The organism is Streptomyces sp. UNOB3_S3 (genome assembly GCF_020740895.1).
Taxonomy (GTDB): Bacteria; Actinomycetota; Actinomycetes; order Streptomycetales; family Streptomycetaceae; genus Streptomyces.
On record NZ_JAILXP010000127.1, the window covers coordinates 1 to 18,011 of the forward strand.

Consider the following 18,011-nt stretch of genomic DNA (forward strand, 5'->3'; position numbering starts at 1 on the left):
CGCCCTTCCCGCCCGCCTCCGCCGCGCAGGGCCTCTCCACCGTCGACACCGCCCTCGACGTCTTCAAGGGCAACGGCCACTACGCCGCCGGCCCCTACGGCCTCGGCCAGCGCGTCCCGATGATCGTCGTCTCCCCGTGGAGCACCGGCGGCTTCGTCTGTTCCGAGACCTTCGACCACACCTCGATCATCCGGTTCATGGAGCAGCGCTTCGGGGTGTCCGAGCCCAATGTCTCGCCCTGGCGCCGTGCCATCTGCGGCGATCTGACCTCGGCGTTCGACTTCGGCCTCAAGCGCACCGAGTACGACGAGCTGCCGGACACCGACGCCTACGCGCCCAAGGACCGCGAGCGCCACCCCGACTATGTGCCGAAGCCGCCCACCAGCCCCGCCATGCCCCGCCAGGAGCGGGGCCGCAAGCGCACCCGGCCGCTGCCCTACGCGCCCCTGACGGACGGCGCCGCGACCCCCTCGACCGGGCGCTTCACCCTCACTTTCAGCGGCGGCGAGCAGGCCGGGGCGGCCTTCATCGTCACCTCCGGGAACCGCGCGGACGGCCCGTGGACGTACACCGCCGAGGCCGGCAAGAAGATCTCCGACACCTGGAACACGGCGTACTCCAAGGGCGCCTACGACCTGTCGGTGCACGGCCCCAACGGCTTCCTACGGGTCTTCAAGGGCCCCGGCACCACCGCCGCCCCCGAGGTCACCGCCCGCCACGACGGCCGCCGCGGCCGTCTGGAGCTGACCTTGACCAACCCGGGCGGCGCCGACCGCCGGCTGACCGTGACCGACGCCTACGGCGGCGGGCACGAGACGATCACCGTGCGGGCGGGCCGGACCGTGACGCACACCGTGGACCTGCGCCACGGCGAGCTCTGGTACGACCTCACGGTGGTCTCCGAGAAGGACCCCGGCTTCCTGCGCCGCTTCGCCGGGCACGTCGAGACCGGCGAGCCCGGCGTCAGCGACCCGGCGCTCCTCACGGACTGAGGCCGCCCCACCCGGCGACGGGGCCGCCCCCGTACTCGCGCGGGGGCGGCCCGTTCCCGTTTCTCTTCCGCGCCCGCTACGGCGCCACCCAGGTGCCGGTCACGGCCACCGTGGTGACCCCGGGCCCGAACGCGACGACCAGCCCCTGGGCGCCGGCGCGCGGCGGCTCGTCGAAGGTCTGCTCCAGCACGTCGAGGACGACGACGCTCGCGGTGTTGCCACGCCGGGTCAGGGAGTTCTCGCTGAGCTCGAACATGGCCGGCGGGATGCCCAGCCCCTTGCTGACCTCGTACATGATGCGCGGCCCGCCGGTGTGGCCGACGAGGAAGTCGGGCTGCGGCGCGAGCACGGGCGTCTCCTCCTCCAGCCAGCGGCGCAGGCCGGGCATCGCCTCCGCGACCACGCGTGATATCCGCGGGTTGGTGTCGAAGTGGAAGCCGAGCTCGTCGACCTCGTAGGAGATGTGGCCCAGGGTGTCCGGCGCCAGGTCCTCGTAGGAGGCGTCGAGCCGCAGCCCGGGCCGGTCCTCCCGGACGACGCAGGCGGCCGCCGCGTCACCGAAGAGCGCGGTCGAGACGAAGGAGGCGATCCTGTCGTCCCCCGCCTGGTACGACAGCGAGCACAGCTCGACCGCGACGACCAGGGTGACGGCCCCCGGGCGGACGGCGGCCAGCTCCCGGGCCCGGGCCAGCGCGTACGCCCCGCCGGCGCAGCCGACCTGGGTGAAGGCCAGCCGGCGGACGTCCCGGCGCAGCCCCAGCCGGCCCGCGACGTGCGCGTCGAGCCCCGGCAGGAGGTACCCGGTGCACGAGACGAGCACGAGGTGGTCCACCTCGTCGGGCTCGGTGCCGGCCTTGGCGAGCGCGCCCAGGGCGGCCCGTGCGCCCAGCTCCGTGCCGGCCTCCGCGTAGCGCCGCATGCGCTCGCCGAACGTCCGGGGGCGTACGACGTCCGCGAAGGGGTCGACGAGGTGCCGGGTGCGCACCGAGGTGTTGCGCATCAGCCGCTGGGCCGTGCCGATCCTCGGATGACCGGAGTGCAGCTCGCCCATGTGGGAGACGGCCTCGTCGAGGGTCACGGTGTATTCGGGAAGACAGAGCACGGGACGGCAGACGGTGGACACGGAACTCCCTGGGAAAAGGCGGGGAAGACGAAACGCGGATGGCCTTGAAAGCCAATCACGCGAGCGGCCCCGCGTCAGGGGACGCCGTGTTACGAGTTCCTTACGCGCACCCCTCGCGCCTTGTGCGATAACACCAGTGCATTGCCGGAACTTTGCGTTCCATGAATGCGGCTGGCTGAAACGCTTCCTCGCAGGCCTCTGGAGTCTCAGTCGTGCATCGCTTGAGACACGTTCATCGTCGCAGGCCAGAGCCATGATCCAGATGCGGGGGAGGGGGTGGTGGGAGGAATGCGGCCTTGTGAAATGCCCTTGTTCGCTGTCCGAAACCTCTCGTTGACATGATTTGACCTTCCCGGATAGCGTGATCGCACCTTTAGCGCCACCGAATTCCCCCCACTTCTTCCCCTCTCCTCCTTTCCTTGTCGCGCCCTTTGCCGCGCCGTTCTCGGAAAAGCGCCTGCGCCCGTGTTCGCACCTGCCTGGAGGAAACACCGTGGCCCTCGTAGCGGAAATAAAACGGACTCATCGGCTGAGCGGGCCGGACCGGGAGAAGTTATGGGAGCTCTCCCACATGGCCGCCCGCTTCCCCGACGCCGGCCCCAACGCCATGTCCTTCCTCCGGCTGGACCTGCCGACGGCCCTGCGCGACACCCTCCTCGACTTCGCCGAGGGCACCTCCCCCCACGGCCATGTGCTGCTGCGCGGCCTCCGGGTCGGGGACGTCCCGCCCACCCCCGCCGGCCACGGCACCGCGGCCCTCACCGGTCACCCGACCGACGGGACCCTCACCCTCGTCGCCGACCTCCTCGGCGCCCTTGTCGGATACCAGGACGAGAAGTCCGGCGCCCTCATCCACGACGTCCACCCCGTGGCCGGCGAGGAGGCCCGCATCGAGAACAGCGGCTCGGTGGCCTTCGACTTCCACACCGAGAACGTCCACCACCCGCTGCGCCCGGACTTCCTGGGCCTGCTCTGCCTTCGCCGCGACCACGACGGCGTCGCCGCCACCCGGGTCGCCTCCGTCCGCGAGGCGATCGCCCACCTGACGCCCGAGGACGTCGAAGCGCTGCGCCGGCCCGTCTTCCACAGCGCCTATCCCTCCTCCTTCACCCGCGACGCCGCCGGGCCGGCGCCCGAGTCGGGCCCCCACCCCGTGATCTTCGGCGACCCCGACCGGGCGTTCCTGCGCTTCAACTCCCACCACACCCACGCCGCCGACGCCCGGGGCACCCGCGCCCTGGAGGCCCTCGCACGGGCGCTGGAGACCGTGTGCCAGGACATCGTCCTGGAACCCGGCGACCTCGTCATCGTCGACAACCACGTCGCCGCGCACGGCCGTTCGGCCTTCGTCCCGCGCTACGACGGCGCGGACCGCTGGCTGCGCCGCTTCTACTCGCTGCGCTCCACCCCCCTGTGGGCCCGGCGCATGATGCGGCGGCCGCGCGTGATCCCCAGGATGGCCGACATCCGGGGCGTGGTGTGATCAAGGTGCCCGCCGGGCCGGCGGCGGGCACCCGGCATCGTTCCGGCACGTGAGATCGAGGACGACATGGACTGGTTCGACGTGGCCGGACTGCTGCTGGCCGCGGGCGCCGCGGGCTGGGTGGACGCCGTCGTGGGCGGCGGTGGAGTGCTCCTCATCCCCGTACTGCTGCTGACGTTCCCGCAGTTCCCGCCCGCGACCGCGCTGGGCACCAACAAGATAGCCGCGATCATGGGCACATCCACCGCGGCCGTCATGTACGCCCGCCGCACCGAGCTGGACCGGTCCGTCGTACTGCCGGCGGCGGGACTGGCGATCCCGTCGGCGGCGCTCGGCGCGCTGTCCGCAGCCAGCGTCCCCACGGACTGGTTCCGCCCCGTCATCATGGTGCTGCTGGTGTCCGTGGCCCTCTTCGTCGCCTTCCGCCCGAACTTCGGCGTACAGAGCCTGGATTCCGCCACCAGCACCCGCCGCCGCATGGGCGTCATCGCCGTCGCGGGCTGCGGCATCGGGTTCTACGACGGCCTCTTCGGGCCCGGCGTGGGCACCTTCCTCATCATCCTCTTCACCTCCCTGCTGGCCAAGCAGTTCCTCGAGAGCGCGGCCATGGCCAAGGTCGTCAACGCCGGTTCCAATCTCGGCGCCCTGGCCGTCTTCGCGGTCCAGGGAAACGTCCTGTGGGCCCTGGGACTCGGCATGGCGGTCGGCAACATAACCGGCGCGCTGCTGGGCTCCCGCATGGCGCTCAAGAAGGGCTCGGGATTCGTCCGCACCGTCCTCGTCCTCGTGGTGACGGGCATGGTGGTGAAGATGGCCTTCGACCAATTCGGCTGACAAAGAGAAAGTCCCTTTTCCCGGAGGAGATTTCAGTGGCAGCACACACAGAACTCACCGGACTGCTGACCCTGCCCGACTTCGAACGCGCCGCGGAATCCGTCCTGTCCGCCGACGTCCGCGCCTATGTGGCCGGAGGCGCCGGCACCCAGGAGACCGTGCGCGCCAACACCGCCGCCTTCGACGAGGTGTGGCTGCGCCCCCGCGCCCTCGCCACGGCCGGCACCACCCCCGACACCCGCACGAGCGTCCTCGGCCGGCAGCTCTCCCTGCCCGTGCTGCTCGCCCCCACCAGCCCCCAGCGGCTCCTCCACGAACAGGCCGAGATCGCCACGGCGCTGGCCGCCGAGGACGCCGGCACGATCTCCGTCGTCAGCACCGACAGCCACTACGCCTACCCCGAGATCGCCGAATCCTCGCCCGGCGGAAGCTGGTTCCAGCTCTACGCCTACCGCTCCCTCGACGACGTCGACGCCACCGTCGCCCTCGCGGAGAAGGCCGGCGCGTCGGCCCTCGTCGTCACCGTGGACGCGAGCCACGCGGCCCGCCGCGTCTCCACGCTGCGGTCCGGGTTCCGCACCCCGCCCTTCGTCGACTTCGGCACCCTGCGGGCCCTGGGCATCCTCGAAGGCGACATCCCCGCCAACGCCCGCCTCGACCGCCTCGCCCTCACCTGGGACGACCTGCGCCGGATCCGGGAGCACACCACCCTTCCCCTGCTGGTGAAGGGCATCCTCGGCCCCGAGGACGCCCGCCGCTGCTTCGACCTCGGCGCCCAGGGCGTCATCGTCTCCAACCACGGCGGCCGCCAGCTCGACGGCGAGATCCCCAGCCTGGTCGCGCTGGACCAGGTCGCCTCCGCCGTGGGCGACCGGGGCGTGATCCTGGTCGACGGCGGCATCCGCTCCGGCGTCCACGTCGTCAAGGCCCTCGCCCTGGGCGCGGACGCCGTGTGCCTGGGCCGCCCCTACCTCTGGGGCCTAGCCCTCGCCGGGCGCGGCGGCGTCCGCGCGGTGCTGGAGCTGCTGCGCCACGAGATCGAGGACACCCTGCTCCAGCTCGGCGTCGATGGCGTCGCGGACATCGGGCGCGACCTCGTCGTACGCGCCGCCCACGGCTGAGCGCTCTGCTGGAAGTCCGGTACGCCGTCCGCGGGTACGTCGTGGCCGGTCGCGCAGTTCCCCGCGCCCCTTACGGGGGCGCGGTCCCGTCCAGAGCCCGTTCCCACAGCCATACCCCGAGACCGGAGGCACCCATGTTCCCCTTCTCCCGTGGCATTCCCCCGCGCGAGGCCATCCCCGCCCAGGAACTCGCCGCCCAGGCCGCGGCCGTCCTCGCCGACCAGCGGGACGACGTCTTCCAGTACGCGCCCATCGGCAACCACACCGGAGACCTCGCCCTGCGCGAGGAGCTAGCGAAGTTCCACACCGCCGACCCCGAGCGGATCTTCGTCACCAACGGCTCCCTCCAGGCCCTCGACCTGCTCGCCGCCCACCTCCTGCGCGACACCGGCCCGGACGTCTACGTCGAGGCCCCCACCTACGACCGCGCCGTCCAGATATTCGAGCGCCACGGCGCCCGGGTGACGGGCATCCCCCTGCGCCACGACGGCCTCGACCTCGACGTCCTGCGCGAGCGCCTCGACGCGCGGACGCCCGCCTTCGTCTACGTCATCCCCGACTTCCAGAACCCCAGCGGCGTCACCACCAGCGAGGACAAGCGCCGCGAACTGGTCGGCCTCGCCGAGGAGCACGGCTTCGTCATCGTCGAGGACATCCCCTACAGGGAACTGCGCTTCACGGGGACCGCCCCCGCCTCGCTCGCCGAGCTCTCGCCCGGCGGACGCGTGCTGACCGTGGGCTCCCTGAGCAAGGTCCTCAGCCCCGGGCTGCGCGTCGGCTACGTCATCGCCGAGCCCGCCACGGTGACCGCCCTCGCCGCCCTCGCCGAGGGCACGTACCTCTCGCCCGCGCCCCTCCTCCAGGCCGTCGCCGCCCGGAGCCTCGCCGCCGGGCTGGCCGCGGCCAACATCGAGCGGGCCCGCCGCTTCCTGAAGCCCCGTCATGACGCCGCCGTGGCCGCCGTCCGCCGGCACCTCGGGGAGGACGCCCTGATCGCCGTCCCCGAGGGCGGCTACTACGTCAGCGTCCACCTGCCCGTCCCCACGGACGAGAAGACCTTCCTGGCGGCGGCGAAGGCGGACGGCGTGCTCCTGACCCGGGGCTCGGCGTTCTACCCGGAGTCCGCCGCCCCGCCCGCCGGCACGGTCTTCCTCCGCCTCCCCTTCCAGGCCCTCACGCCCGAGGAGTTCGCCGCCGGCGTCGAGAAACTGGCCGCCGTCACCGCGCGCCTCGCCTGATACCGCCCGTGCTCCCCGCCCGGGCCGCCGCCGGGGAGCACGGCCCGGTTGCCACGCGGCCCCGCCGTCACCGGCGCCCGGTGTCCAGGACGTGCGGCAGCCCGCGCCGCCAGCGCTCCCGGTCCTCGCGCTTGAGCACGGCGAACTCCGGCGCCTCGTACCCCCGGAACGTCCGCACCTCGGGCGCCTCCGAGGCCCCGGCGGCGGCCAGCACCCCGGCGGCCGCCCGCCGGCCCGCCTCGTTGGCCGTCTCCATCGAGGCGAAGTCGACATTGGCGTACGTCCGGACGTAGTCCGCGGCGAGGAACAGATTCCCCACGGCGGTCGCCGCGTCCGGGCGCAGCTCCCAGGAGCCGGTGCTGTTGAGGAGGTACGGGTCGTCGTCGCGTAGCCCGTCCGGGCCTTCGCCGACGGCCTCGTCCAGATACCACGAGTGCAGCAGGGAGTCGTCCAGGACGGACCGGCCGCCGCGGCCGAGGTGGGCCTTCATCTGCGCCCACACCTCGCGGGCGACCTCGTCCCGGGTGCAGTGCCGGGCGGGCCTGCCGTAGAGGATGCCCGGCGTCTCCCAGTCGGAGACGTCGACGGACAGCGACTCCCGCGCCTGGCCGTCGCCCCACGTCCGCGCGAACGGCGCGCGCCAGAGCTTCGACTGGCTGATCGACACCAGTTTCCACGGGGAGTCGACGTGGACGATGTGCCCGGCGATGACGGGCGCCGGGCGGCGGAGGAAGTACTGGATCCCGTTGCACCGGGTGTGCGGCAGCCCGTCCATGGCCGCGAGGCGCGGATCGGCCGTGCGCAGGGCGGCGTTCCACAGCCGTACGGCCCGGTCGGCGGGGACGGCCGCGACGAACCAGTCGGCGTCGAGGCGTTCCGTCGCACCGCGGTGGTCGCGGGCGGTCGCGGAGACGACGCGCCCGGCACGGTACTCCAGCCGTTCCACCGTCCGGCCGAAGGCGAACCGGACGCCGAGGGTCCGTAGCTGGGCGACCCAGGGGCCGATCCACTCCTCGCTCGTGGGGCCGGCGAAGATCCGGTCGGCGGGCCCGTCGCTGCCGAGCCCGAGGAGGTCGTAGAAGATGGCCTCCAGGCCCTGGCCGCAGGTGCGGGCGCTGGCGGTCGGGGGCCGCAGGGCCTGGAGCAGCTGCACCCCACCGCCGAGCAGCTTCTGATAGTCCTCCGACATGCGGGACGCCTCGATGTAGTCCCACCAGCCCACGCGTTCCCACTGGCCGAACCGGCGCTCGTCGCAGCTGGTGAACAGCGTCACGGCCAGCCGGGCGAAGTGGGCCGCCTCCCACGGCGGCAGCCGCAGTCCCTCCGTCAGCAGCCCGCCGAGCGTGCCGACCAGCAGCGGCGCGCCGGACAGGGAGAGCGAACCGGGTCTGACGGGGAGGGGGATGTCCGGACGGTTCCCGGAGCGGGCGAGCTCGATCCAGGTGACCGGGGTGAGCCGGCCGAAGACGGTGCCGCCGCCGGGCAGCGGAATTCGCCGGAGGGTGTCGGGGAGGTTGTGGTAGAAGCCGAAGACCCCTCGGTGGCCGTGTTCGCCGGGCAGGTCGCGGCGGCCTCCGGTGCCGGTGCGGGGGACGTACAGGGAGCGGGCCTTGCCGCCGGCGACGGCGCGGCGCTCGACCACGGTCACCTCGAAGCCGCGCTCGGCGAGCTCGTGCGCGGCGGTCAGCCCGCCGACGCCCGCGCCCAGCACGGCCACCCGCCGGCCGCCCCGTCGCACGCTCCCGCCGCCGCGCGGTGCGGCGGACGCGGCGGCGGGACGGGCGGGACCGGTGGCGCCGATGCCGGCCGCTCCCGCCGCCCCGTACCGCAGGACGTCACGGCGGGGCACCCGCCCGGATCCGGTGGTGACCCCGTCCGCTGTGGTCATGTCCCTGTCCCCCTCGGCGCTTTCGCGGGTGCCCTCCGCACACCGTTCACGACCGGACGGTACGCGCCCGCTTCAGGGGCGGGGGAACGATTCGGCGCGGGATCCGTCGATCGGGTCGTCGCGCGGGCCGGAGGTTTCGGTCCGGTCCGGGCCCGTGATGTGACGCACGAACAGGGCGTCCGGCCGCCCACTGGCTGTATCGCGCAAATGTTTCGTTTCTCCGTGCAACCGTACAAGCGTGCAGATCATCTGTAGAGGTGTCTGTCACTGCGAGAAAGTACGAGAAAGGTTGATTCACGTGCACGTCGGAACGGGCCGTCGCTCCACCCTGTGGGCCTCCGCCCTCATGGGCTCCCTCGTCCTCACCGCCTGCTCGGGCGGCTCCGGTTCCGGGGCCGACGCCGGGGCGGAGGCCAAGGTGACCATCACCCCCGGGAGCGGGACGGCCGTCAAACTCGGCTCGCCGATCTCGGTGAAGGCCGACGGCGGGCGGCTCACCGAGGTGGAGGTGAAGGACGCCAAGGGCAACAAGGTCGAGGGGAAGCTCTCCGGCGACGGCGCCTCCTGGACCTCGGACGGCAACGCCGGCCCCGGCGCCACCTACACCGTGCACACCAAGGCCAAGGGCGGCAAGAGCGGCAAGGGCAAGGAGTCCACCGCCTCCGCGACCTTCACCACCGAGCAGGCCGACAAGGTCAACAAGCTCACCAACACCCCCGGCAACGGCACGACCGTCGGCACGGGCATGCCCGTCTCCATCCTCTTCGACCACCCCGTCGACAAGGAAAAGCGGGCCCAGATAGAGAAGTCCCTGACCGTCACCACCCAGCCGAAGGTGGAGGGCGCCTGGGGCTGGGTCAAGGACTGGTCGGGCCAGGACCGCATCGACTGGCGGCCCAAGGACTACTGGCCCACCGGCACCAAGGTCTCCGTCAAGGGCAACCTGTCCGGCGTCGACTCCGGCGAGGGCGGCTGGTTCGCGCGGAACTACGACTTCGGCTTCACCATAGGCGCCGACCGCAAGGCCGTCATCGACGTCCCCGCCCACAAGCTGACGATGTACGAGGACGGCAAGGAGGTCGGCCACATCATGGGCTCCGCCGGCTCCCCGACGGACCCCACCCGGGGCGGCATCCACACCGTGCGCAGCAAGAACGCGGACGAGACCATGGACTCCGCCACCATCGGCTACGGCAACCAGTGGATGCTGGAGTCCAAGTGGGTCACCCACCTCACCGCCTCCGGCACCTTCCTCCACTCCGCGCCCTGGAACAACTCCATCGGCGTGGAGAACAACAGCCACGGCTGCTTCGGCATGACCACCAGTGACGCCAAGAAGATCTACGACTTCCTGCTGATCGGCTCCACCGTCGAGGTCAAGAACACCGCCAGCACCAAGATCACGGACGTCGGCAACGGCCTGGAGGTCTGGCAGGAGAACTGGGACCAGTGGAAGAAGCGCAGCGCCCTCAAGTGACCTGACGCGTCCGGCCCGGCGGCCCCGCCGCCGGGTACGGTGCGGAGCAGCCGCACCGTGGAGGAGAAGTGAAGGTTATGCCCGCACCTGACGACGCCCCCGTGATCCGGAGCGACGAGCCCGGCTCGTTCGCGTGGGAGGTGTGGGCCAAGCGCCACCCCGCGCTCGTCCAGCGGCTGCGCGACGCCTTTCCCTACGGGCCGGACCAGCACCGGGCCCTGGACGCCCTGCTGGCCGAGCTCGCCGACGGCGTGATCGAGCCGTTGCCCGCCGGCGCCCCCGGCCGTGAGCGGTGGCGGGACTGGGACCGGGGCCACCTCGGCACCTCGTGGTTCGCCGCCCCGTTCCTGTGGGCCGAGAGCTACTTCTACCGCAGGCTCCTCGACGCCGTCGGCCACTTCGCCCCGGGCCCCTGGCAGGGCGTGGACCCCTTCGCCCCGTTCAAGCACGCGGAGCTCGCCGGCCCGGCGGTCGACGACGCGCTGGCCGTCCTCGACGACCTCCGGGAGGCGGACCCCGCCGCGCGCGAGGCGGCCCTGCTGCGGGCCGCGCTCTGGGGCAACCGCGCCGACCTGGGCTTCCGCATCACCGCCGGCGACATGGGCACCACGGGCACGGACCCGGCCCTCGTCGCGGACGACAGCGCGCTGCTGTGGTCCCTGCTGCCCGAGGGCGGCGGGGCCGAGGTCCATCTCGTCGCGGACAACGCCGGCCCGGAGCTCGTCCCCGACCTGGTCCTCCTCGACCACCTCCTGCGGAGCGGCCGGGCCCGCCGCGCCGTCCTCCACGTCAAGCCGCACCCCTACTACGTCTCCGACGCCACCACGGCCGATGTCGCCGACGCCCTGCGCCGGCTCCGCCGGGCACCGGGAAGGGAGGCCGCGGAGACGGGCGGGCGGCTGTGGCGGGCGATGGCCGGCGGGGAACTGGAGGTGCGCGCCCACGCGTTCTTCTGCGCCCCGCTGCCGTACGACGAGATGCCCGGGGACCTGCGCGCCGAGTTCGCGGCGGCCACGGTGACCGTCATGAAGGGCGACCTGAACTACCGCCGGCTCGTCGGCGACCGGCACTGGCCGGCCACCACGCCCTTCACCGGGCGGACCGCCCACTTCCCGGGGCCCGTCGCCGCCCTGCGCACCCTGAAGTCCGATGTGATCACGGGCCTCGACGAGGCCGCGGTGACCACGCTGGAGAGGAGCGGGCTGACCTGGCGGACCAGCGGCACCCACGCCCTCGTCCAGGTCGACGCCCGGCGCGGCCGGGACCGTTGACCGCCCGGCCGGGTACGACCGCGTCCGGGCGTGACAAAGGGCGCCGTCCCGGGACGGCGCCCTCGTTCAGTCGGCGGCCAGCAGTGGCCGGAGCCTGCCGTGCCGGGCTCGCTCCACCCAGGGCGCCGCCCGGCCGGAGGCCGCCGCCAGGGGCAGGGCGACCAGCACGCCCACCACCGCGCCGGCGGCGACGTCGTGCGGATAGTGGGCGCCGACCCAGATCCGGGAGAAGCCCATCGCCACGGCCGCCAGGAAGGCGAGCGCCCCCAGCTTCCGGTCCAGCAGCCACAGCGCCGCGGCGGCGGAGAAGGCGATGACCGTGTGGTTGCTGGGGAAGGCCCAGTCGGACGGCGCCGGGCAGGACTCCAGCGTGAAGCTGTGCGGGATCGACCGGCAGGGCCGCACCTCGCGCACCACCGACTTCAGCACCATGTCCACGCCGTAGACGAGGACGACCACGACGGGCACGGCCAGGGCGCGGGCCATCGTCGCGGCGTCCGCGCGCCGCGCCCGCCACCACACCACCAGCATCAGCAGCGCGAACAGGGCGAGGCCGTAGGAGGACCACGCGGACATGACGTCGTTGAGCAGGTGGGAGGAGCGCCGCGCCAGCTGGGTGACGTCCGTGTACCAGCCGCCGTCGATCGTCGAGCCGTCGAAGGCGAGCGAGGGGCCCGCCGGCGCGGACGTGCCCGGGACAGGGGCGGCCGGAAGGGCGGAGGGTGGTGCGAGCATGGGGCGCGGGGCCTCCCATAATCGGGGACGGGCGGACGTGCCGACGGGCACGCCGTCGTCTACATTCCGATAGACGGTCTACACGACAGTAGACGATCGCGAGGAGAGGACGGTTCCGGTGACCGAGGACATACGCCGACAGGCCGGTGAGCTGGAAGCGGCCGTACTGGTCGTCCTCTGGGCGGCCGACCGCCCGCTCACGCCGCCGGAGGTCCAGGCCGCGCTCACCGAGCCCCTCGCGCGCACCACGGTCGCCACCACCCTGGCCCGGCTCCACGCCAAGGGCACCCTCGGCCGGGTCCGCGCCGGGCGCGCCTACGCCTACAGCCCGGCCGTCGAGGACCGCGCGGCCCTCGCCGCCCAGCGCATGCACACCGAGCTGGACAAGGGCGACGACCGGCAGGGCGTCCTCGCCCGCTTCGTCTCCCGGCTCTCCTCGGCCGACGAGGTCCTGCTCAGGGAGCTGCTGGAGCAGGCCGCCGAGCCGGGGGAGCGGCCGTGACCTGGGCCGTCTGGGCGCCGCTGATCATCCCCTTCCTCGCCGTGCCGGCCGCCCGCCGGCTGGCCGCCGCCCTGCCGCCGCGCCCGGCCGCGCTGCTCCTCGTGGCCACCGCCGTCACCCTCGCCCTCCTGTCCGGGGCGGCCCTGGCGCTGCTGGCGGGCGCGGCGGTGCTGCGGCTGCCCGCGGTGGCGGCGCTCGGCCATCTGTCCGTGCCGCTGCTGGAGCGCCTCGCGCCCGCGGCCGTGCCCGTCGGCATCGCGGCGGCCCTGGCCGCCGGGGCGGTGGCCGTCGCGGTCGGCCGGGTGCTCCACGGCCACCGCGTCGCGCGGGCCCGGACCGCCCGGGAGCTCGCCGGGCACTCCCGCGCGGGCGACCTCACCGTGCTGCCCGTCGAGGGGGCCGACGCCTACGCCCTGCCCGGCCGTCCGGGCGGCGTGGTGGTCACCGCCGGCATGCTGCGCGGCCTCGACGCGGACGAGCGCGCGGTGCTGCTGGCCCACGAGCGGGCCCATCTGACGGGCCGGCACCACCTTCTGCTGCTGCTCGCGCGGCTCGCCGCCTGCGCGCACCCCGCGCTGCGCGGCCTGCGCGAACCGCTGGCCTTCCAGGTGGAGCGGTGGGCCGACGAGACGGCCGCCGCCGCGGTCGGCGACCGCAGGCTGGCGGCCCGGGCCGTGGCGCGGGCGGCGCTGGCCGCCTCGGCCGCGCCCACCGGACGGGCCCGCCCGGCGGGCGCGCTGCCGGCGGCCGCGGGGCCGGTGCCCCGCCGGGTCGCGGCGCTGCTGTCCGCGCCGCCGGCCGCGCGGGGCTCCCTCGCCCGGGCGCGGAGCGTGACGGCCGTGCTGCTGGCGTGCCTGCTGGTCTCCGGCGCGGCCGCCGCCGAGGCGACCACCGACTTCCACGAGGACATCGAGACGGCGCAGGCCGCCGCCGGGAGCCCCGCGCCCGCCGGGTCGTAGCCCGCACAGGGGTGTGCCCCCTGTCCCGTCCGGCGTTCACCGGACGGGACAGGGGGCACAGGTGTGTGGCGCGGTCCGCGTCAGACGCGGTTCCACTTCTGGTGGTTGCCGCCGTTGCAGTACCAGAGGCCGACCGGGGAGCCGTTCTCGGTCGCCTCGTGGCTGACGTCCACGCAGAGGTTGGACGGGACGCCGGTGATGCTGCCGTCGGCGTTGAGGTTCCACTTCTGGTTGGCGCCGCCGTTGCAGGACCAGATGATCAGCGGGGTGCCGCCCTCGGTGCCGCCGCCGGCCGCGTCGAGGCACATGTCACCGAAGACGCGCAGCTCCTTGTCGGCGGTGTAGGTCCACTTCTGGTTGTTGCCGCCCCAGCAGTCCCACAGCATCGGCGTGGTGGTGCCCTTGTCGTTGGGCACGTCCAGGCAGCGGCCCGAGCCGACGCCCACCACGCCGGTGTTGCTCTTGACGGTGGTGCGGATCCAGTCGCCGAGGTCGTCGGTGCGGGTGGCGACCGCGCCGGTGCGGGTCTCGCCCGCGGCGGCGCCCAGGCAGCCGCCCTGCCACGAGGCGACGTTGACGCCGACCAGCTCGGCCTTGCCGTCCTTCTCGCGCAGCAGCGGGGCGCCGGTGTCGCCCTTGCACAGCGAGTCGTCGAGGCTCTTGCCGGTGAAGTTCACGGTGGTGGCGGCGAGGCCGTCCACGGTGGCAGCGGCGGTGTGCGCCTTGTTGGGCACCCACTCGGTCTTCGTCCGGCCGAAGCCGACGGACTTGAGGACCTCGCCCTTGGCGGGCGCGGCGGCGGCCAGGGCCACGGGGGAGACGCCGGTGGCCGGCTGGGCCAGCCGGGCGAGGACCAGGTCACGGCCGGCCTGGGGGACCAGCTCCACGACCTCGGTGACGAGACCGGCGGTGGTGCCGAGGTCGGCGCGGCCGACGGTGGCGGTCGTCTTCCGGGACGGCTTGCCGTGCGCCAGGGAGGTGGCCTGCTGGGCGGTGTCGGTGAAGCAGCTCGCGGCGGTCACGACCCACTGCGCGTCGACCAGCGTGGCCGTACAGGACCGCTTGCCCTCGCCGATGTCGAGCTTGGCGGTGTAGGCGTAGGCGCCGTCCTTGGCCTCGGGGCCCGTGACCGCGCCCGCGGGAGCGGCGGCGAAGAGCCCCGCCGCCACCGTGGCGGTGACGAGACCGGCCGACCACACCGAGCGTGAACTTCTGCCAGACATATGTCTTCCTTAACGCTTTGCGAGAACGCTTGATAAAAACGTGTCAAAAATGCATGGGCATGCGGAGGAAGAAAGTCGGTCCCCCCGGAATTCCCGATCCATGATCAAAATAGCGAATTCCAAGGGAATTAGACATTCCGCTGTGCGGTCCGGCGGTGCCCAGGCGGTGCCCCGGCGAACTGGTGTGTGAAGTGGCCCCGGTGGGGTAGGAGTTGGCCATGGGGAGATCACTGAGGGGTTCCTTACGTGCCGTCGTCGCTCTGGCCCTCGCCTGTGCCGGAGCCCTGGCGGTCGCGCCGCCGGCCCCGGCGGCGCCGCCCGGCCCGCGGGCCGCCGCCGCGAGCGGCTGCTCCCTGGACGGCGGAGCGCGGGGCGTGACCGGAGGCGCGGCGGGCGACCCGGTCTCCGTGACCCGGTCCGACGGGCGCGTCGACCAGTTCCGGGCGTTCTACGACCCCACCGCCACCCAGGGCCTGCCCTTTGTCTGGCACCGCGCGCAGCGGGAGCCCGGCGGAGCCTACGAGGACTGGGAGCGCGTCAGCGCCGGCACCGTCGGCCCCAAGGCCTCCTTCCTCACCGCCACCGAGAACGCCGCCGGCGGCCTGGAGCTGTTTTGGCTCGACCACGGCGGCTTCTGCCACGCCGTCCAGGGCCCGGACGGCGGCGCCTGGTCCGCCCCCGAGGGCTTCGGCCTGTCCCCGTTCCCGTACCACGGCTTCCTCACGCTCTTCACCCGCTCCGACGGCACGCTCGTCGCCATGGCCTCCTCCAGCACGACCGGCCGCGCCATGGAGTCGCGCACCCAGTCGCCCGCCGACGGGGTCTGGCAGCCGCCGGCCCCCATGGGCACCGTGCCCGAGACCGGCGTCGGCCTGAGCCAGCCCAGCACCGTCACCGAACTGCCCGACAAGCGGCTCAAGGTGACCGCCCGCGAATGGAACCGCGACCGCTACTGGCAGATCACCGAGAACGCGCCCGGCGGCGGCGCCCCCGACTGGCCCGGCCAGTGGCGGCTGTGCGCCACGTCCCGCTGCGACTGACCCCCGCACGACCGGTATCCGCCGCGTATCCGCTGCTCAGAGCGGAGCCCGCCGTTCTGCCTGATCTCCCCAGCCGCACTTGAGTACGCGTACTCACGCCGTCACCCGGAAGCGGCCGGAAGCTTGACGGCATGTGCGAGAACAGCGAGACCGTGTGCCGGCCCCGGGGCGGGGCCGGCATCACCGCCACCGGGTCGTACCTGCCCGAACGGACCCTGACCTCCGAGCGGTTGCAGGAGGAGGTGGCCCGTGCCGCCGGGCTCCCGCTGCCCCGGGGGCTCTTCCGGCGGACCACCGGCATCGTCACACGCCGCGTCGCGGCCGACGGCGAGTACGCCTCCACCCTCGCCCTCGGCGCGGCCCGCCGCGCCCTGCGCTCCGCCGGCCTCCACCCGCTCGACATCGACCTGCTGATATACGCCTCCGCGACGCGCGACGTCGCCGAACCGGCCACCGCCCACATCGTCCAGGCCGCCCTCGGCTCCACCGCGCACGCCCTCGACGTCAGCAACGCCTGCAACAGCTTCCTCAACGGCATCGACACGGCCCGCGCCATGATCCTGGCCGGCCGCGCCCGGCGCGCCCTCGTCGTCACCGGGGAGACCCCCAGCCGCGCGATCCGCCGCGCCCCCTCCGGGCCCGGGCAGTTCCGCGACGGCTTCGCCGGCTACACCTTCGGGGACGCCGGCGCCGCCGTCGTGGTCGAACCGGTCGGCCGGGGCGGCATCCTCGACGTCGGCACCGAGACCCACTCCGAGCACTGGGCCGTCGGCGGCATCCCCGGCGGCGGCTCCCGCCACCCGCGCTCGGAGGAGCACACCTACTTCCACGGCGACGGCCGCGAACTGCGCGAGGTCTTCGAGAAGAGCGGCACCGCCGTCCTCGACCGCGTACGCCACCGCACCGGCCTGACCTGGGACGACTACCGCCACGTCCTCGTCCACCAGGTGACCCTGCCCTACCTGGAACGCTTCGTCGAACTCAGCGGCGTCCCCCGGGACAAGCTCGTCCTCACCGTCCCCGAACTCGGCAACGTCGCCAGCGCCACCCTCGGCGTCCAGCTCGACCGGATCCACGGCGGACTCGCCCCCGGCGACCGCGTCCTGTTCGTCGGCCTCGGCGGCGGCATCAGCGTCATGACGATGGTCTGGGAGAAGTCGGAGGCGGCCGCGTGACCACCGAACTGTGGGTCGTCGTCCCCGCCCACCAGGAAGAGGCCCGCCTCGGCGACACCCTGCGCGCCCTCGCCGCCCAGCACGACCGCGACTTCACACTCGTCGTCGTCGACAACGCCTCCACCGACGCCACCGGCCGGATCGCCCGGGACTTCGCCGCCCGCGCCCCCTTCCCCGTCCACGTCCTGGAGGAGCCCGAGAAGGGCGTGGGCTGCGCCGTCGACACCGCCTTCCGCCACGCCATCGACCACGGCGCCGCCTACCTCGCCCGCACCGACGCCGACTGCCTGCCCCGGCCCGGCTGGACCGCCGCCGCCCGCGCCGCCCTCACCCGGCGGCCGGGCCCACGGCTGGTGTGCGGCCGCGTCGACGCCCGCCGCGACGAGCACGGCCCGCTCGGCCGCGCCGCCTTCCGCACCGCCGTCGCGCTCGCCGCCGCCTTCGGCCGGCTGCGCCCCGCCCACGCCCGCCGCCACGGCTACCTCGCCCCGTACCGGATGCACGCCGGCAACAACATGGCCATCACCGCCGGGCTGTACCTGACCGTCGGCGGCATGCCCCGCCGCCCCTCGCCCACCGACCGGGCCTTCCTCAACCGCGTCCGCCGCCACACCACGGCCATCACCCACGCCAAGGACATGGTCGTCGAGAACTCCACCCGGCGCCTGCGCGCCTACGGCCTCGCCGGCACCGCCCGCTGGTACCTGGACAAGGGCTGCGGCCCGCTCGGGGAGGACCCGCGCTGATGCTCGACCGCCTCGACCACGCCCTGCGCCGCCGGCCCCACCACCCCGCCGTCCTCGCCACCACCCGCACCGGAGCGGTCCGCGTCCGCGCCACCCGGGGCGACCTCGCCGAGCTCGCCGACGCCTACGCCGCCGCCCTGCGCGCCCGTGGCCTCACCGCCGGCGACACCATCGGCGTCGCCGTACGCCCCGCTGTCTCTTATA

General features: G+C 73.7%; 16 protein-coding genes and 1 pseudogene. 13 read left to right on the plus strand and 4 right to left on the minus strand.

The genetic code is table 11. From position 1 onward, the window contains the following. Nucleotides 1-992, plus strand: a 992-nt coding sequence (locus K6I33_RS15980; protein ID WP_229352354.1) for a phospholipase domain-containing protein, incomplete at its 5' end; no start/stop codon positions are given. Nucleotides 993-1,068: 76 nt separating this feature from the next. Here K6I33_RS15980 and K6I33_RS15985 read toward each other — a convergent pair. Then, entirely contained in the window at nucleotides 1,069-2,115 is a 1,047-nt protein-coding gene (locus tag K6I33_RS15985) for a type III polyketide synthase (RefSeq protein ID WP_229352355.1), read from the minus strand. A gap of 493 nt (nucleotides 2,116-2,608) precedes the next feature. Here K6I33_RS15985 and K6I33_RS15990 point away from each other — a divergent pair, with 493 nt between their 5' ends. From K6I33_RS15990 to K6I33_RS16005, 4 genes are all read left to right on the plus strand, one after another. Beyond that, the gene (locus K6I33_RS15990) at nucleotides 2,609-3,598 is read left to right on the plus strand and encodes a TauD/TfdA family dioxygenase (protein ID WP_229352357.1); all 990 of its coding nucleotides are present in this window, start codon (nucleotides 2,609-2,611) and stop codon (nucleotides 3,596-3,598) included. Between the two features lie 66 nt (nucleotides 3,599-3,664). Further along, nucleotides 3,665-4,432 carry a TSUP family transporter gene (locus K6I33_RS15995; RefSeq protein WP_229352362.1) on the plus strand — a complete coding sequence of 256 codons (768 nt, stop codon included), beginning with the start codon at nucleotides 3,665-3,667 and terminating at the stop codon, nucleotides 4,430-4,432. A 35-nt stretch (nucleotides 4,433-4,467) separates the two neighbouring features. Further along, nucleotides 4,468-5,553: an alpha-hydroxy acid oxidase gene (locus K6I33_RS16000; protein WP_229352364.1), complete on the plus strand. Its 1,086-nt coding sequence runs from the start codon at nucleotides 4,468-4,470 to the stop codon at nucleotides 5,551-5,553. Nucleotides 5,554-5,687: 134 nt separating this feature from the next. Beyond that, nucleotides 5,688-6,791, plus strand: coding sequence for a PLP-dependent aminotransferase family protein (locus tag K6I33_RS16005; RefSeq protein ID WP_229352367.1), 1,104 nt, complete (start codon nucleotides 5,688-5,690; stop codon nucleotides 6,789-6,791). A gap of 67 nt (nucleotides 6,792-6,858) precedes the next feature. On the opposite strand, the gene K6I33_RS16010 is transcribed toward K6I33_RS16005, so the two are convergent. Then, nucleotides 6,859-8,679, minus strand: coding sequence for an FAD-dependent oxidoreductase (locus K6I33_RS16010; RefSeq protein WP_229352369.1), 1,821 nt, complete (start codon nucleotides 8,677-8,679; stop codon nucleotides 6,859-6,861). Nucleotides 8,680-8,977: 298 nt separating this feature from the next. Here K6I33_RS16010 and K6I33_RS16015 point away from each other — a divergent pair, with 298 nt between their 5' ends. Beyond that, nucleotides 8,978-10,156, plus strand: coding sequence for an Ig-like domain-containing protein (locus K6I33_RS16015; RefSeq protein WP_229352375.1), 1,179 nt, complete (start codon nucleotides 8,978-8,980; stop codon nucleotides 10,154-10,156). A gap of 77 nt (nucleotides 10,157-10,233) precedes the next feature. Further along, entirely contained in the window at nucleotides 10,234-11,427 is a 1,194-nt protein-coding gene (locus K6I33_RS16020) for a damage-control phosphatase ARMT1 family protein (RefSeq protein ID WP_229352378.1), read from the plus strand. A 66-nt stretch (nucleotides 11,428-11,493) separates the two neighbouring features. On the opposite strand, the gene K6I33_RS16025 is transcribed toward K6I33_RS16020, so the two are convergent. Then, nucleotides 11,494-12,162 carry a phosphatase PAP2 family protein gene (locus tag K6I33_RS16025; protein ID WP_229352380.1) on the minus strand — a complete coding sequence of 223 codons (669 nt, stop codon included), beginning with the start codon at nucleotides 12,160-12,162 and terminating at the stop codon, nucleotides 11,494-11,496. Nucleotides 12,163-12,280: 118 nt separating this feature from the next. Between K6I33_RS16025 and K6I33_RS16030 the strand changes: the two genes are divergently transcribed. Together K6I33_RS16030 and K6I33_RS16035 are read left to right on the plus strand one after the other, a co-directional pair. Continuing rightward, a complete protein-coding gene (locus tag K6I33_RS16030; RefSeq protein ID WP_229352389.1) occupies nucleotides 12,281-12,664 on the plus strand; it encodes a BlaI/MecI/CopY family transcriptional regulator in 384 nt (127 codons plus the stop codon). Then, on the plus strand, nucleotides 12,661-13,623 hold the full coding sequence (locus tag K6I33_RS16035; RefSeq protein ID WP_229352391.1) for a M48 family metalloprotease: 963 nt from the start codon (nucleotides 12,661-12,663) through the stop codon (nucleotides 13,621-13,623). The genes K6I33_RS16030 and K6I33_RS16035 overlap by 4 nt, the downstream gene beginning before the upstream one ends. A gap of 80 nt (nucleotides 13,624-13,703) precedes the next feature. On the opposite strand, the gene K6I33_RS16040 is transcribed toward K6I33_RS16035, so the two are convergent. Further along, nucleotides 13,704-14,846, minus strand: a complete 1,143-nt coding sequence (locus K6I33_RS16040; RefSeq protein ID WP_229352393.1) for a ricin-type beta-trefoil lectin domain protein — start codon at nucleotides 14,844-14,846, stop codon at nucleotides 13,704-13,706. A 218-nt stretch (nucleotides 14,847-15,064) separates the two neighbouring features. Here K6I33_RS16040 and K6I33_RS16045 point away from each other — a divergent pair, with 218 nt between their 5' ends. From K6I33_RS16045 to K6I33_RS16060, 4 genes and pseudogenes are all read left to right on the plus strand, one after another. Next, nucleotides 15,065-15,886, plus strand: a complete 822-nt coding sequence (locus tag K6I33_RS16045; RefSeq protein WP_229352394.1) for a hypothetical protein — start codon at nucleotides 15,065-15,067, stop codon at nucleotides 15,884-15,886. 131 nt (nucleotides 15,887-16,017) lie between these two features. Beyond that, nucleotides 16,018-17,061, plus strand: coding sequence for a 3-oxoacyl-ACP synthase III family protein (locus tag K6I33_RS16050; RefSeq protein ID WP_229352396.1), 1,044 nt, complete (start codon nucleotides 16,018-16,020; stop codon nucleotides 17,059-17,061). Continuing rightward, nucleotides 17,058-17,807, plus strand: a complete 750-nt coding sequence (locus K6I33_RS16055) for a glycosyltransferase family A protein (protein WP_229352399.1) — start codon at nucleotides 17,058-17,060, stop codon at nucleotides 17,805-17,807. Before K6I33_RS16050 ends, K6I33_RS16055 begins: the two co-directional genes overlap by 4 nt. Further along, a pseudogene (locus K6I33_RS16060) lies at nucleotides 17,807-18,011 on the plus strand (long-chain fatty acid--CoA ligase); the annotation flags it as partial. The gene K6I33_RS16055 and the pseudogene K6I33_RS16060, both read left to right, overlap by 1 nt.